This window comes from Paenibacillus polymyxa M1 (assembly GCF_000237325.1).
GTDB lineage: Bacteria > Bacillota > Bacilli > Paenibacillales > Paenibacillaceae > Paenibacillus > Paenibacillus polymyxa_C.
The window spans coordinates 3,323,025-3,338,485 of record NC_017542.1 but is presented as its reverse complement, the minus strand read 5'-3'; the positions used below and the strand labels follow the sequence as shown (position 1 = coordinate 3,338,485).

Here is a 15,461-nt window from a genome sequence, read left to right as displayed (position 1 = left end):
GTTTTTCTACCTTTCTGCGGCTGATTTTGACCTTACAGGCGTGGGAAAAAGACTTCCCGCCGAGGCTCTGGAGGCGAGTCGGATATACCATTGGCCAGCCGTAGCACATGATTTGGACAGGCCTCTACACAAGCAGGCTGTCCGTTCTCTGTTTCCGCGCACAGATCGCATTTGCTTGCCGCAGTGCGGGGAAGCGCGGTTCGATTCGCACGGTGAGTCAGACCGGACTGCGTGATAACGTGTCCGGCTCGATAGACTGGAGACACCTCGATTGCTCCGAAGGGGCAGGCCAAGACACAGGAGGTGCAGCCGATGCATCGGTCCTCATCAATCATGACTACGCCATCCTCCTGGCGAATGGCCTGCACCGGGCAGGCATGTGCACAGGGGGCATTTTCACAATGCCGGCATTGCACTGGCACGTACGTATCTCCGGCGCGCACTACATATACCTTGGGAACCACAGGCACACTGACGGTTCCGACCGAAGCGCCTATGCCGCCCGCCTGCCCATGAACGGCAAAACACGCCAGTTCACAGGCTTTGCAGCCAATACATTGCCCGCCGTCTGCAACGACGAATGAGGAAGCAATAGCACTTGTTCTATCGGCTGACCCCATTCTGTTTGTCGGACGGCTCAGCGTGTTGCGCGCGCCGCTCATCTCGTCACCTTGTCAGCTAAAACGGCTTCCTGAACGTTCATTTGTTTACGAATCTGTTGGTATGATTCATGTACATCACGTTCAGCCTGCGCTTGGTCGGCAATCCGCTCCAACCGGATGGCACAGTATTTTAATTCCGGGGTTTTGGATACTGGGTCGAGAAAATCGGCGGTCAACTCGTTACATGCTCCAACCCACCAGTGATAGGTCATGTAGGTCGCACCTTTCTGCACACGGTCACTGATTTGTGCCCGCGCCATAATGCGTCCCCGACGCGAGGAGATAGCCACAATTTCGCCATCTAGAATGTTCAGATCTGCTCCGTCTTCAGGGCTAATCTGAATAAATCCAGGCTCATCAGACAACTGGCGCAATGCACGGCAGTTGCCAGTCATAGTACGCACGGAGTAATGACCTACCTCACGGACTGTAGATAAAACAAGCGGGAATTGCGCATCCGGCTGTTCTTGCGGCGGGCGCCATTCGCAGGCGAATAATCGACCTTTACCACTAGGTGTGGAAAATTGATTGCCTTTGTACAAATACGGTGTACCTGGATGATCCTCTGTAGGGCATGGCCATTGTACGCCGCCTTGTTCCTCCATTTTCTGGTAGCTGGCACCAGCGAATAAAGGACTGAGGCTTCGCATTTCATCCCAGATTTCCTCTGTGTTCGCATAGGACATAGGGTAGCCCATGGCGGTAGCAACCTCACTAATAATGGCCCAGTCAGGCTTTACATCACCTTGCGGCTCGACGGCCTTACGGATACGCTGAAAGCCCCGATCTGCCGAAGAATACACCCCGTCATGCTCGCCCCAAGCGGTAGAAGGGAGGATGACGTCCGCGTGTAGCGCCGTTTTGTTCATGAAAATATCCTGTACTACGACAAATTCCAATTGTTCTAGCGCTTCACGCAGCTCGGCAGCGTTCGGATCACTTTGTACAGGGTCTTCGCCGAAAATATAATAAGCCTTCAGCTTGTTCTCTTTCAGGATGAGATGCGGTACTTCTGTAAGTGAATAACCTTTTTTACGCGGTAGCTCAACACCCCATGCTTTTTCAAACTTTTTGCGAACTGCAGTGTCGATGACATCCTGGTAACCAGGATACACATTGGGTAATGCACCCATGTCGCAGGAGCCCTGGACATTGTTTTGTCCACGTACAGGTCCAATACCTACATTTGGCTTGCCCAGATTACCAGTAAGCAGGGCAAGGGAAGCGAGACCTTTTACCACATCAACGGCCTGTGAAAATTGACATACGCCCATTCCGTATAGAATTGTAGCGGTAGGAGCCTTGGCATATTCCCTCATAGCCGCCCGAATGTCAGCAGCCTTGACACCCGTAATACCTTCCGCATATTCAGGTGTATATTTTTTAATGTTTTCTACATATTCGGCAAAGCCTTCTGTGTTTGCTTCGACATATCTTTTGTCGTACAGCCCTTCATGTACTAGCACATGACCAAAGGCGTTCACCAAAGCCATGTTCGAGCCGCCTTTAAGAGGTAGCCACATATCCGCGATGCGCCCTGTTTCAGTCATACGAGGATCACATACAATAATTTTGGCACCTCTTTGCTTGGCAGCTACAATACGTCTTGCGACGATTGGATGCGTTTCTGGCGCATTGTATCCAAATACGAAAAGGAGATCAGAATGTTCAATTTCAGGAATAGAGTTGGACATAGCCCCATCCCCAAGCGAGTAGGTTAAGCCTGCTACGGAAGGACCGTGGCAAACACGGGCACAGTGATCAATATTATTGGTGCCAATGACTGCCCGCATGAACTTTTGCATGACATAATTGGCTTCATTCCCCGGACCGCGTGCGGAACCCGTCCCCATGATAGAGTCAGGTCCATACTTTTCCTTAATTGCTGACAGCCGTTCGGCAGTATACTGAATGGCTTCATTCCATTCCACTTCCTCCATGACTCCATTTTTGCGAATCATGGGCTTGCGCAAGCGTGCAGTCAGAATCTGTGGATCATTCAGAAAATCCCACCCATAATGTCCCTTCAGACACAATGTTCCTTCATTTGTACGGCCATTAGCTGGCTCCGCGCCAATTACCTGTCCTTTGTCCACTAGCAAATGAAGCTGACAACCGCTTCCGCAGTAAGGACATACTGTTAATACCTTGTCTGCCATGTGTGCAGCACCTCTTTTTATATGAAATAGATGAAACTCGTAACATAAAAAAAGCCAATACAAAAATGCCGCTTTACGCTGCATTCTGTACTGGCTTATCCGCGAGCGAGGAGATAATCTCCTTCCCGCTAATCCAACCGGGGTATGTGTTGTAGTTCAAGAGTAATGATAATATGTCCGTCTCCATGGACGGAGGGGCAGACCTCCCAAGTGTAAGTGAAGGGACTGCCAAGTGTTTTTTCGGCTTCCCTCATAAACTCCTTTTCCAGATAAGGACGAAGGACATTCCAGTAATCACTGACCTTTTCCACAGCGCCTTCATGAACGAGAATTTCGGACAGATTAGACAAAGTACCTTGGATCTCTACTGTAACTCGGAGTGGTGAGTTCAAAGAAACCTTAACGTTGTCCGGTCCTTTTCCTCGGTAATGCTTGACAATACATACGGCCAGCTTCCTGATGCGCTCACGGTATTCCAATTCGGTATTCAACATCTGGACACTCCGCTTCGAATCAAAATAAAGGCGTACTTGCCGCGCATGCTAGACAGCCTCTGTAGCTAATTTAGAACAGGAAGTAAACGTCCCGACCAAAATGGTCTGCCCAGCACGGCGTATCACTCTTCTATGGTAGAACAGGTTGACCCGGAAAGATGTGAAATTCATTACACCCAACCAAAATTTTACATAGTTTAGATTGGAGGTAGGTATACTGGGAATTTAGCGAGCGAGAGAGTTCTGGAAAAGTAGCCATTGGTTTTTCATAAAGAGTGATTATGGTCGGAGGAAATCTACACACTAGCAAATACATTGACCAAGGAAAAGTATGGATGATATAATCAAAAAAGGAAAAATCATTGATTATTTTAGATCCGTATTTAAACGGGCTTTTTTAAGAGTTTATTTTGTAAGCGCGTACAATGGTTTTCCTTACATAACACGGGGGAGGCGATCAATGGATTCATTTTATCCAAAATAAGTGTCTTTCTTTTTTTTTATTTTTTATGCAACCGGTTGCACGATCTAGCTACTAAATTTTATCAGGAGGGTGTTAACTTGCTAAGAAAAAAAACAGGGAGTTTTATTTCTTGGTTGATTATATTGTCGCTTTGCTTGAACTTTTTCGGTTTACCTGGCGGTGCTTCGGCCAGTAACACCGATTATACAGCCGCCTATACGCATTCCACAGTGAATGCTCTTCCACTGCCAACCGCATCGGCCACTTCTACCGTTACTGCGACGTATGCACCTACAGCATCACCTACATTACCTACATCAACTCAAAACGGATTAACGGTTCACTTTAAAAAGCCTGCAAGCTGGAATTCAGCAATTCGAATCCATTACTGGAATTTGAATCCGGCAACCGTTCCGATTAGTGGGGCGTGGCCCGGAATTCTGATGAAGTCGGACGGAAACGACTGGTATAGCTATACCATTGCCGAGGCGACAGGCTCAAGTCTCATCTTTAATGATAGTAGTGGCAAACAGACGGCCGACTTGTCCCGCAGTGTGAAAGAGGGCTGGTATTACACGGATAACGTATGGTATGATGCCAACCCGGAAACTCCAAAAGTTCCGGTGGTTTCCATCTCTCCCGAGCCGAAAACATACGATTCCGCCCAAATGGTAACGCTGTCCAGCACCAACAGTGGCGATAAGATTTATTATACGATAGACGGTTCGACACCTACGACCTCCTCGACCTTGTATACCACTCCAATCAAGGTTGCTTCCTCTTTGACTATCAAAGCCATCGCTGTCAATTCAATCGGTCAAACTGGAGATGTATCCTCTTTCGATTATGTAATTGACCTGAATGCTGATCTGCAAGCTCCAACAATCACGGCGAATTTGCCTGCCGGGCATTCCGGTTCCTCTGTGACGGTATCCTTCAACCTGAAAGATAACAAGGCGGCAACGACCAAGGCATACTACACGGAGGATGGTACGGAACCTACCACAAGCTCAAAAGTCTACATCCACGGTAACGCACTGGACGGATTGACCGGACCGTCCATCCTTATTTCCAAGACCACGACATTAAAATTTCTTGTTATAGACGGTGCTGGGAATCAAACCAAACAGAGCTTTGTTTATAATATTGGAGATAAGGGTGATTTTCGGGAAGACACTATTTACTTCGTGATTACTTCCCGGTTTTATGATGGTGATCCAAGCAACAATGTGCATGCATGGGATGATACCAAGGCGCGTAATCCGGATTCGGACCCGGCTTGGAGAGGAGATTTTAAGGGACTGATTCAAAAGCTCGATTATATCAAAGCCCTCGGATTTAGTGCCATCTGGATTACACCTGTTGTGCAGAATGCCAGCGGTTATGATTATCATGGTTACCATGCTATAAACTTTGCCAAAGTAGATCCAAGGTATGAATCGGCGGGAGCTTCTTATCAGGATTTGATCAATGCGGCCCATGCCAAAGGGCTGAAGGTTATTCAGGACATCGTCGTCAATCATACCGGTAATTTTGGTGAAGAGAATCTGTACCCCATGTTTAAGAAAGATCCGGCTAAACCGGATACCGGTAACAACTTGGTGAAAACTACGGATAAGCTGCCGTCAAACTATGATTCCATGACACCCGATCAGCAGTATCAGGCAAGGCTCGCTTTAATGAAGACCGCCGAAACGAATAATAATATTTACCATACAGAGAAAAGTCTTTCCTGGGAGTCCTATACTGTTCAGACTGGTCAGATAGCGGGAGATTGCGTGGATTTGAACACGGAAAACCCTGCAGTTAACAAATATTTAATTGATACCTACAATCACTATATAGACATGGGCGTTGACGCTTTCCGTGTCGATACAGTGAAGCATGTGAGCCGATATATTTTCAACAAGTACTATATTCCTGCCTGGAAGACAAGAGGCGGCTCGGATTTCTATGTTTTTGGAGAAGTAGCCACCCGGTACAGAGATGTTTGGAACAGCGGGATTCCAGCGATTTCAACGCCATTCTATACTTGGAAGGCTTCAAAATCATATCCGGGCGATGGGAAAAATGACTATGCCTCTAATAAAATGTCGGTTGAACAAGAGTGGACGGATAACTCTACTACAGCAGGACAGCCAACCTCGAACAATGCTTTCTTAATCGGCAATACCTATCATACGCCTGACTATTCGATGAAATCGGGTATGGATGTGATAGATTTTCCTATGCATTGGGCATTCAAGACCGCGCATGAAGCCTTCAATATGAGAAGTGGAGATCAATACTACAATGATGCCACCTGGAATGTAACCTATGTCGACTCCCATGACTATGCGCCCGACCAGGCTCCGGAAAATCAAAGATTTGCGGGCACACAAGATACTTGGGCCGAGAATCTCGATCTGATGTTCACCTTCCGCGGAATACCCGCCATCTTCTATGGCTCCGAAATCGAATTTCAAAAGGGGGCAGTCATTGATCCGGGTCCAAATGCACCGCTAAGCAAAACGGGACGGGCTTACTACGGCGATCACATAGAAGGCAGTGTTATGGTACAAGATTATGGCAAATACACAAATGCTACTGGCACGCTTGCGGAATCACTCAACCATCCTCTGGCGAAACATATCAGACAGCTAAATTTAATTAGAAGAGCTGTTCCTGCCTTGCAAAAAGGCCAGTATTCTACAGAAAATGTAACGGGTAATCTTGCGTTTAAGAGAAGATATACCGACAGCGCCAAAGGCATTGACAGCTTTGCGTTGGTCACGATTTCGGGAAACGCAACGTTTTCCGGAATTCCGAACGGAACCTATGTGGATGCAGTGACCGGTGATTCCAAAAAAGTTACGGATGGCAAAATTACCTTGACTTGCTCCGGTAAAGGAAATGCAAGGGTATATGTTTTGAATGGCAGTGGTGGAATTGGAGAAACGGGAACCTATTTGAAGTAAGCAGTCATCGGAGATTGACGGTGTACGGTATGGTGATGCACTCAATCTCAATGTTTTAGCGCAAAACGATAATGATATAAAAATAGAGTCATACCAAAGGTCAAAAGGAAAAATAACCTTCGGCCTTTGGTGTTTTAGTCTTGCCTCAATATTTTCTTAAGCGCGCTTATAGGTCAAGACTATCACTTCTATAGATATCATATCTTAGACCAATCAGACACGTCGTGGTATATTGTTGACATCCAAGAGAGAGCCGTACAGCTTCTCTCCACTAGGTTCGAAAAACACAGGGGTGAATATTGATGAGTAAAAAGACCATGTTCGAGAAAATTTGGGATAACCATGTCATCTATCAGGAAGCGGGCAAGCCGAGTATTTTGTACATTGATCTTCACCTCGTACATGAGGTAACTTCGCCGCAGGCGTTTGAGGGACTACGTCTTAGCGGTCGCAAGGTGCGTCGTCCAGAGCTGACGTTTGCCACAATGGATCATAACGTACCGACAAAAGATCGTTACAACATTACGGACCCGATTTCCAAGCAGCAGATTGATACATTAACTCAAAATTGCCGCGATTTCGGTGTCACACTATATGATCTGGATACGGTGGATCAGGGTGTCGTTCACGTTATGGGGCCTGAACTGGGGCTGACTCATCCGGGAAAAACGATTGTTTGTGGTGATAGCCATACCTCCACACACGGGGCGTTCGGAGCGCTCGCTTTTGGTATCGGAACCAGTGAGGTAGAGCACGTATTGGCAACGCAATGTCTCCAGCAAGCAAAAGCAAAAACGATGGAAGTTCGTTTTGTAGGGCGTCGCAAACCTGGTGTGACGGCAAAGGACATGATTTTGGGTGTCATCGCCAAATACGGTACAGATTTCGCTACAGGCTATGTTATTGAGTACACGGGTGAATCCATCCGCGAGTTGAGCATGGAAGAGCGCATGACAGTGTGTAACATGTCTATTGAAGGCGGAGCCAGAGCAGGTATGATTGCGCCGGACGAAACGACCTTCAACTACTTGCGTGGACGTCAACATGTAGCCCAAGGTGACGCATTTGAGCAGGCGGTTGCTGAGTGGAAAGAGCTTGTCACCGATGAAGGCGCCGAGTTTGATGTCGTGCTGGAGTTTGACGTGGATTCCTTAATTCCACAAGTAACGTGGGGCACCAGTCCCGGTATGGGCACAGATATTTCCTCAACCGTACCCATTCCGGCAGAATTGCCGACAGAAAACGAACGTAAAGCAGCTGAAAAAGCGCTTGAATATATGGATTTGAAGCCAGGCACACCGATCACGGATATTGCAATTGATTATGTGTTTATCGGCTCCTGCACCAACGGTCGGATTGAAGATTTGCGCGCTGCAGCCGAAGTAGCCAAAGGCTACAAGGTTTCTGACAAAGTCACGGCAATCGTGGTACCAGGTTCGGGTCGTGTGAAAATTCAGGCTGAAGAAGAAGGACTGGACGTCATTTTTCAAGAAGCAGGATTTGAGTGGCGCGAAGCGGGTTGCAGCATGTGTCTTGCGATGAATCCAGATGTACTTCAACCGGGGCAACGTTGTGCTTCAACTTCTAATCGCAACTTTGAAGGTCGTCAGGGACGCGGAGGACGTACTCACCTTGTATCTCCAGCAATGGCAGCCGCTGCGGCGATTCATGGACATTTTGTCGATGTACGAGATTGGAAATTCAAGCAAGAAGAAGTTGTCCGCTAGGATACGGAGGAGGAATTAACGATGGAAGCTTTCACAACTTTAAAAGGAATTGTAGCGCCTGTGGATCGGGTGAACGTGGATACGGATGCTATTATTCCTAAGCAATTTTTGAAACGCATCGAGCGCACAGGCTTTGGGCAGTTTTTGTTCTATGAGTGGCGGTTTGATGAGGCGGGCAATATTAATCCTGAATTTGAACCGAACAAGTCTCGTTATGCAGGGGCATCTGTACTGATTTCTCGCGCCAACTTTGGTTGCGGCTCCTCCCGTGAGCATGCACCGTGGGCAATCTTGGACTATGGGTTTCGTTGTGTAATCGCACCGTCTTTTGCGGATATCTTCTATAATAACTGTTTTAAAAACGGTATTTTGCCGATCAAACTGTCTGAAGAGCAAGTAGAGGAATTGTTCCAGCGCACGGCAAAGCATGATAATTACCAATTAAACGTAGACCTGAATGAAAAAACGGTCACTGACGATTACGGTCTGCGTATTGAATTCGATCTGGATGAACATCGCCGTCAATTCCTGCTGCAAGGCTTGGATGATATTGGCTTGACCCTCCAGCATGAGTCTGAAATTCTGGCTTATGAGCAAAAGCGTGCTGCGAAACAAGGCGCATAATGTTCATTTCCGGTCCAATTTCAATATGAAGAAATATAGTTAATTTATTTGATAGACAGACAGCCCGTACTGGCAACTCTTTTGCCTACGGGCTTTTATCATGTTTAGAAAATAAATTGGTAAATAAGGGGTTGACGGTTCGACTCATCATGGTATTGTAAATGTAAAATGGCTGAAGGATTATGTCTGTAAGTAGCACAAAAAATACATATATAAGTTAGGGGAATGAGGATGAAGAAATATGGTTGGGTGATACTAGCGGCTATCTTGATTTGGTTATGGCCGTCCTCCCCTCATGTGAATGCGGCTGGAGCAGAATTATTTTTGGATGGCAAAAGGGTGGAAGCGCCCGCAGGTGCAAAGCCTGAAATGGTCAATGGTAAAATCATGGTACCGCTCAGGGTGGTTGGGGAGCAGCTTGGATATCAGTTTAAGTGGGAGCCACAAGCCTATAAAATTTCAATACAAAAAAACAGTACCGATATGTCTATGTATGTAGGCCGTACATCGGCTGATGTGAATGGAAAAACAGTTAGTTTGGATGCACCACCTGTGCTGCGGGGCAGCTCGACCATGGTTCCATTGCGTTTTGTCGGGGAGCAAATGGGGTTAAAAGTGGATTGGAATAATCAAAATAAATCCGTAAATCTCAGTCAGAAGATTGCAACTCAACCAGCGGATAAACAGTCTCAATCCCAACAACCGTCGCAAACGTCAACACAGAGTACAAAAAGCACAAATAAAACGTCTACAGCAACAGCGACAACAATAACTCCGGTTGAAGCAGACAAGCATACGGAAGCCGTACCTTCAACTGCCAAGGAGCAGAATGTAGAACAGACTACTACAAATGCGGTGCTTGTACAAAACATTTCTTTTGAGAATGAAACGTTAAAGATTTCTCTGAACAAAGACCTAACTCCTAAAGTATCCAAAATGACAGGACCTGACCGTATAGTTGTAGATTTACCGGAGACTTCACTGTCGACAGATCTTCTCCAGTCGTTCCCGGTTCGTAAGGATGGCACGCGGGCGTTGGTGAATAGTTACAGTGAGGATGTACAGGAAATCAGATTTGCTCCTGCGGATGGAACAAAAGGGGGCGCACGTATCGTCATTGCTTTGAATAAGGCACGTGATTACGATCTTTCAACAAATGGCATAGGTGATATCACCCTTCAGTTGCGTGAACGTAGTGTGAACCCGGAGATAGTAGCTCCAACGAATGTCGAAGGACGGCGAATCGTCGTAATTGATCCAGGACATGGTGGTAAGGACCCTGGAGCAGGCAGTGTGACTGGACGACATGAGAAGGAATTTACGTTGGCGGTAGCGTTAAAAGTCCAGCAGCTTGCCCAAAATGATCCTGATATTCAAATTGTATTGACTCGCAATGGAGATACGTATCCCACACTGGATGAACGGCCACAGCTCGCTAATAATCAGCAGGCTAGCGTGTTTGTTTCCATTCATGGTAACAGTATGCCAACTTCTAATAACGGAAAAGCTAATGGGTCTGAAACCTATTATGCACGTCAGGAAAGTTTGAGCCTGGCCACGATCATGCACAAACATCTTGTAGCAGCAACCGAGTTTAAGGATAACGGTATTAAGGTGGCAAACCATGTGGTGACGAGAAAATCACAAATGCCCGCTGTATTACTGGAATGTGGCTACCTTAGTAATCTGTCAAATGAAGCGGCCATGTTCACAGAAGAAACACAGCAGAAGATTGCCGAAGGTATTGTCGATGGCCTGAAAGAGTACCTTGGAACAGGCACAGGAGTAACTGAATCACTCAACTAAGAAAGTTTGCAATAAAAGCTGCTTTCTCACCTTTTAATGAAAATTCATGAGGGTGAAAAGTAGCTTTTTTTATTTTTTTGCTGCGACTTTTGACGGGAAGCAAATGGTCCATATTTTTAGTCAAAATTCGACAAAAATAGTTCTTTGGCACGTATATTTCTGTTATGATGGAATATATTCGCAACTTTTGGTGTGAGATAACGTCTATAAGGTTGTCTGATATTACATAAGCGCGTATATCAGGTCGCCGCACCGGAGCATGTGGCAAAAAAATTATGAATGGAAGGGTGACGAATGAAGAAATTTGGTTTTTTGTTGTTATTATTTGTCTTCATGTGGGCGGTTCCGGGTTATGGACATGCGGCTTCGAGTGGAACACAAATCTATCTCGACGATCAACAGTTAAGTGTCCCTAGTGGTGCTAAGGCACAAGTAATTGGCGGAAGTACGATGGTTCCGCTGCGCGTAATTTCTGAAAATTTGGGATATGACGTGACATGGAAGCAGCAGGCGCGAACCATCACGATTGAGAAGGACAGTACCTTGATCCGAATGATAATCGGAAGTAAGACGGCGACTGTCAATGGAAGCGACATTAGTCTGGATGCTTCGCCTCTGCTGCGTTCCAATTATGCCCTTGTACCGCTTCGTTTTATCGGCGAGCAAATGGGACTGGACGTAAAATGGGACAGCAGCTCCAAGTCCGTAAAATTATATACCCGCAATAGTGGGTCTGGAAACGGGGAATTTACACCTCCTAAGTCCGGAAATAACAGTACAGGTACAGGAAGTGTAACTGCGCCAACCAATAATGCGAGTTCAGGTGTGACGCAGGTGCAGGGAGTCAGTTTCAGCCAAAACCGCTTAACCATCACAACAGCGGGTGCTGTCAAGCCGAAAGCGTTTACGATGACAGGCCCTGATCGGGTAGTGGTGGATTTGCCAGCGACTGCATTTGCGGACAATTTTGGAGACCAGCAGAAGCTGGATAGCAACTTAAATGGTTCGCTGGACATTGAGAATGAAGCGGATGTGTCCGGTATCCGATATGCTTTATTCCAAAAGGAACCATCAACGGTGAGAGTTGTTATTGATTTGAAACATGCCATGAATTATACCGCATATAATGATGGATCGAATCGTGTTATCGTCGATCTGGCTTCCAAGGATTCAGTGAATACAACGCCAGACGCAACGTTACCGGATGGGTCAGAGCCGGACGATACGCAGACATCTCCAGTTAATAGCAATGGTAAAAAGGTCGTTGTTATTGATGCTGGACATGGAGCAAAAGATTCCGGGGCAGTTGGTATTTCAAGAAAAAATTATGAAAAGACCTTCAACCTGGCGATGGCTCTGAAAGTAGAAAGCATATTAAAACAAAACCCCAAGCTTGAGGTTGTGTTAACACGTAGCAATGATACATTTTTGGAGCTTAAACAGCGCGTAAAAGTGGCTGAAAATCTTAAAGCCAACGTGTTTGTGTCCATTCATGCTAACAGCAGCGGTAGCTCAGCTTCCAACGGCACAGAGACGTATTACCAGCGTAGTGCAAGCAAAGCGTTCGCCAACGTTATGCATAAGTACTTTGCTCCTGCGACGGGTCTGACAGACCGCGGCATTCGTTATGGAAATTTCCATGTAATTCGGGAAACGACTATGCCAGCTGTTTTGCTTGAAGTAGGATATCTGAGTAATGCAAAAGAGGAAGCAACACTGTTTGATGAAGATTTTCAAAACCGGGTAGCTCAAGGGATTGCAGATGGAATCACAGAGTATCTCGACGTAAAATAAATCTTCAACAAATCGCTTGCCAACGTCAAGTAAGGAGGGGGACAGACATATGAACAAGAAAATCGTAATTGCAGGTCTGCTGGCACTGTTTGCCATTGCAGGTGCAGGGTGTGCCTCTAAGCAAACATCGGCTCCTGCGACTCCATCTCAGGAAACACAAACTTCAGCTGCACAAAATAGTACACCCGAACAGACGACCCCTGATCCATCAGCTCAGTCTGCTGAAAATAATGGAGCGAGTCAAACACCTGCAACTCCGTCGACGGAGCCTACAAAGACCAAGACGGACACGGAAAAGTCAGGAGATCGTCAAACACAACAGATCACAGTGTACTATACGGATACACAAGAGAACGGTTTGAAAGAACAGAAAAAGGAAATTACCTATCCGAGCGAGCTGGAAAAATTCCAAAAAGCGTTTGAAGCTCTACAAAAGAGCGGTGATTCTGCTCTGATTCCGTTGTGGTCCGAGAAAATTACCGTGCATAAGATCAAATTGGATAACGGTGCATTGACCTTTGATATTTCCCTGCCGGATGAGGCTCGATTGGGAGCTGGCGGCGAGGAATTGGCTATCGATGCTTTGAAGCAAACGATGTTCCAATTCAAGGAAGTCAAAACGCTGGATTTGCTCGTAGATGGTCAATCTCTGGAGTCCTTAATGGGACATGTAGATTTGGAGCACCCAATGAGCCGCTAATCGATCAGACTGTATGAAAATTTCTTGAGAATTTACACACTTTTCACGTGCAATCTGTGACAGATAATGATAATATAGGAGTGTATTTCTCGCCTATGCAGGCAGTCATGCACAAATAGTATTCGTTTCTTTCCGGATGATTATTTAGAGTGACCGTCTTGATGCGGGCTATCCCGTATCAAGACGTTTTTTTTGCTAGGAGGTAGGATTTCCGTGAATGCAGCAACCGCACGTCATATATTGGACATCATCGGTACGATGTTTCCGGATGCCCATTGTGAGCTGAACCATGACAATGCTTTTGAATTAACGATTGCCGTGTTATTGTCTGCTCAATGCTCCGATCAGATGGTCAATAAAGTAACGGCAGACCTGTTTCAAAAATACAAGTCACCTGAGGATTATTTGGCTGTTCCTCTTGAGGAACTGGAGCAGGATATTCGTAGAATCGGCTTGTACCGAAACAAGGCCAAGCATATTCATAACCTCTGCCGGATTTTAATAGACCAGTACGGGGGAGAGATACCTTCGGAGCATGATCAACTGGTCAAGCTACCCGGTGTTGGCCGCAAGACGGCTAATGTCGTAGTATCTACTGCCTTTGATGTACCAGCTATTGCGGTAGATACGCATGTAGAGCGCGTTTCCAAACGGCTCGGCTTTGCAGGGTGGGATGATTCAGTGCTTGAGGTGGAAAAAAAGCTGATGAAAAGGGTACCTAGGGATGAATGGTCTGTGACCCATCACCGGCTCATTTTTTTCGGACGCTACCATTGCAAAGCTCAAAACCCTCAATGTCAGGTGTGTCCATTGCTGGATGTGTGCAGGGAAGGCAAGAAACGTATGAAAACGTCTCTTATCAGAAAAGATAAGAAACGTAGAGCTTAAAGACCCGAAAGACCTATAAAGGTAATAGAGGGTTTAACCATTTATGTGTAGAAAAGGATGAAGAGTAATGAAGTGCATTTCGGTATATACAGATAATTTTGAGGCGTTCTCCGATATTTTTGAGCAAATTGTAACAACAGAGTTTGCTGAAAACGAAGAGCGCGAGCTAGAGGGAATCACAGTTAGTCATTCTGGTGATGTCCCTGAGCATTACCTGGAGCGTATGTCACAAAAACCAGAAGTGGTCGTAATGAAGGATAAATCCCGTGGAATTACGATCTTACAGCATGGTCAAGTATTTGAAATTTTGCTGCCAGTACTTGAGACTGCAGCTAATTAAGTGTAATTAGCGGACGACATGCGTTGCATGTTCCGGTATAGGCGGCTCGGCTGGTCTAACCAGCCCGCAGACGCATATTTACACGAACCTTGAAGACCGTCATAAAACGCTGGATATGGATGATTTCACATATTTAAATATGAAATCTTCAATTACATTTTCAGAGGAGTTTCTTAAATGAGCATTTATGATTATTCAGCCATTGCGATGAACGGCAAGGAGATCACCCTTAGTGATTATAAAGATAAAGTAGTGTTGATTGTAAATACGGCCAGCCAGTGCGGTTTTACATTTCAATATCAGGATTTGCAGCGTCTATATGATCAATATAAGGATAGAGGCTTGGTGATTCTCGGGTTCCCATGCAATCAATTTGCCGATCAAGAGCCGGATTCCAATGAAAGTGTGCAAACATTTTGTACTCTGAATTATGGGGTCGCATTCCCCATGTTCCAAAAGGTGAATGTACGTGATGAGCAGGCTCACCCGTTGTTTACATATCTTGCTTCGTCGTTGCCCTTTGAGGGCTTTGATGAAACACATTCGGTTGCCAAAATACTTATTCCTTTAATTCATGAGCGTCATCCTGAGTACTTACCAGGAGATTCGATCAAATGGAATTTCACGAAATTCCTGATTGATCGGAACGGGAAAGTGATCAAACGATTTGAAGCAACGACAGACCCTCTGGATATGGAAGAATATATTGAAGCATTACTGTGATGATCTGTTTTGGACATTATAAAATAAACTTATGGTTTGCCATTTACAAGAACGCGTTCCCGAAAGCCAGGTACAGGCAGGGAGCGCTTTTTTAGTTTTTTTAATGTGATGATTCTCACAGTGG

Annotated in this window: 12 protein-coding genes; 9 read left to right on the top strand and 3 right to left on the bottom strand. The window is 45.9% G+C overall.

Features of this window, described 5'->3' with window-relative positions:
• Positions 1-32: 32 nt before the first annotated feature.
• The 3 genes from PPM_RS14955 to PPM_RS14945 all read right to left on the bottom strand — a co-directional run bounded on the left by PPM_RS14955 (position 33) and on the right by PPM_RS14945 (position 3,315).
• Entirely contained in the window at positions 33-662 is a 630-nt protein-coding gene (locus PPM_RS14955) for a 4Fe-4S dicluster domain-containing protein (RefSeq protein ID WP_013371603.1), read from the bottom strand.
• Positions 659-2,821, bottom strand: a complete 2,163-nt coding sequence (gene fdhF / locus PPM_RS14950; RefSeq protein ID WP_014599971.1) for a formate dehydrogenase subunit alpha — start codon at positions 2,819-2,821, stop codon at positions 659-661. Before fdhF ends, PPM_RS14955 begins: the two co-directional genes overlap by 4 nt.
• 128 nt (positions 2,822-2,949) lie before the next feature.
• The gene (locus tag PPM_RS14945; RefSeq protein WP_013371601.1) at positions 2,950-3,315 is read right to left on the bottom strand and encodes a hypothetical protein; all 366 of its coding nucleotides are present in this window, start codon (positions 3,313-3,315) and stop codon (positions 2,950-2,952) included.
• 561 nt (positions 3,316-3,876) lie between these two features.
• Here PPM_RS14945 and PPM_RS14940 point away from each other — a divergent pair.
• The 9 genes from PPM_RS14940 to PPM_RS14900 all read left to right on the top strand — a co-directional run bounded on the left by PPM_RS14940 (position 3,877) and on the right by PPM_RS14900 (position 15,337).
• Positions 3,877-6,735, top strand: a complete 2,859-nt coding sequence (locus PPM_RS14940) for an alpha-amylase family glycosyl hydrolase (protein ID WP_013371600.1) — start codon at positions 3,877-3,879, stop codon at positions 6,733-6,735.
• A 302-nt stretch (positions 6,736-7,037) separates the two neighbouring features.
• Positions 7,038-8,462, top strand: a complete 1,425-nt coding sequence (gene leuC / locus PPM_RS14935) for a 3-isopropylmalate dehydratase large subunit (protein ID WP_013371599.1) — start codon at positions 7,038-7,040, stop codon at positions 8,460-8,462.
• 21 nt (positions 8,463-8,483) lie between these two features.
• Complete coding sequence (gene leuD, locus PPM_RS14930; RefSeq protein ID WP_013371598.1) at positions 8,484-9,086, top strand: 3-isopropylmalate dehydratase small subunit; 603 nt, start codon at positions 8,484-8,486, stop codon at positions 9,084-9,086.
• A 231-nt stretch (positions 9,087-9,317) separates the two neighbouring features.
• Positions 9,318-10,892: an N-acetylmuramoyl-L-alanine amidase gene (locus PPM_RS14925; RefSeq protein ID WP_013371597.1), complete on the top strand. Its 1,575-nt coding sequence runs from the start codon at positions 9,318-9,320 to the stop codon at positions 10,890-10,892.
• Between the two features lie 294 nt (positions 10,893-11,186).
• Entirely contained in the window at positions 11,187-12,686 is a 1,500-nt protein-coding gene (locus PPM_RS14920) for an N-acetylmuramoyl-L-alanine amidase family protein (RefSeq protein ID WP_013371595.1), read from the top strand.
• A gap of 49 nt (positions 12,687-12,735) precedes the next feature.
• Positions 12,736-13,386 carry a GerMN domain-containing protein gene (locus PPM_RS14915; protein WP_013371594.1) on the top strand — a complete coding sequence of 217 codons (651 nt, stop codon included), beginning with the start codon at positions 12,736-12,738 and terminating at the stop codon, positions 13,384-13,386.
• Positions 13,387-13,599: 213 nt separating this feature from the next.
• Complete coding sequence (gene nth / locus PPM_RS14910; protein WP_013371593.1) at positions 13,600-14,274, top strand: endonuclease III; 675 nt, start codon at positions 13,600-13,602, stop codon at positions 14,272-14,274.
• 67 nt (positions 14,275-14,341) lie between these two features.
• Entirely contained in the window at positions 14,342-14,614 is a 273-nt protein-coding gene (locus PPM_RS14905) for a hypothetical protein (protein ID WP_013310628.1), read from the top strand.
• 177 nt (positions 14,615-14,791) lie between these two features.
• Positions 14,792-15,337 (top strand): glutathione peroxidase, encoded by a 546-nt coding sequence (locus tag PPM_RS14900; RefSeq protein WP_013371592.1) that lies wholly within the window; start codon positions 14,792-14,794, stop codon positions 15,335-15,337.
• Positions 15,338-15,461 lie beyond the last annotated feature (124 nt).

Excerpts from the sequence above, each read along its gene's own strand:
- PPM_RS14955 (WP_013371603.1), bottom strand. The coding sequence starts at position 662 with ATGAGCGGCGCGCGCAACACGCTGAGCCGTCCGACAAACAGAATGGGG.
- fdhF (WP_014599971.1), bottom strand. The coding sequence starts at position 2,821 with ATGGCAGACAAGGTATTAACAGTATGTCCTTACTGCGGAAGCGGTTGT.
- PPM_RS14945 (WP_013371601.1), bottom strand. The coding sequence starts at position 3,315 with ATGTTGAATACCGAATTGGAATACCGTGAGCGCATCAGGAAGCTGGCC.
- leuC (WP_013371599.1), top strand. The coding sequence starts at position 7,038 with ATGAGTAAAAAGACCATGTTCGAGAAAATTTGGGATAACCATGTCATC.
- leuD (WP_013371598.1), top strand. The coding sequence starts at position 8,484 with ATGGAAGCTTTCACAACTTTAAAAGGAATTGTAGCGCCTGTGGATCGG.
- PPM_RS14925 (WP_013371597.1), top strand. The coding sequence starts at position 9,318 with ATGAAGAAATATGGTTGGGTGATACTAGCGGCTATCTTGATTTGGTTA.
- PPM_RS14920 (WP_013371595.1), top strand. The coding sequence starts at position 11,187 with ATGAAGAAATTTGGTTTTTTGTTGTTATTATTTGTCTTCATGTGGGCG.
- PPM_RS14915 (WP_013371594.1), top strand. The coding sequence starts at position 12,736 with ATGAACAAGAAAATCGTAATTGCAGGTCTGCTGGCACTGTTTGCCATT.
- PPM_RS14905 (WP_013310628.1), top strand. The coding sequence starts at position 14,342 with ATGAAGTGCATTTCGGTATATACAGATAATTTTGAGGCGTTCTCCGAT.
- PPM_RS14900 (WP_013371592.1), top strand. The coding sequence starts at position 14,792 with ATGAGCATTTATGATTATTCAGCCATTGCGATGAACGGCAAGGAGATC.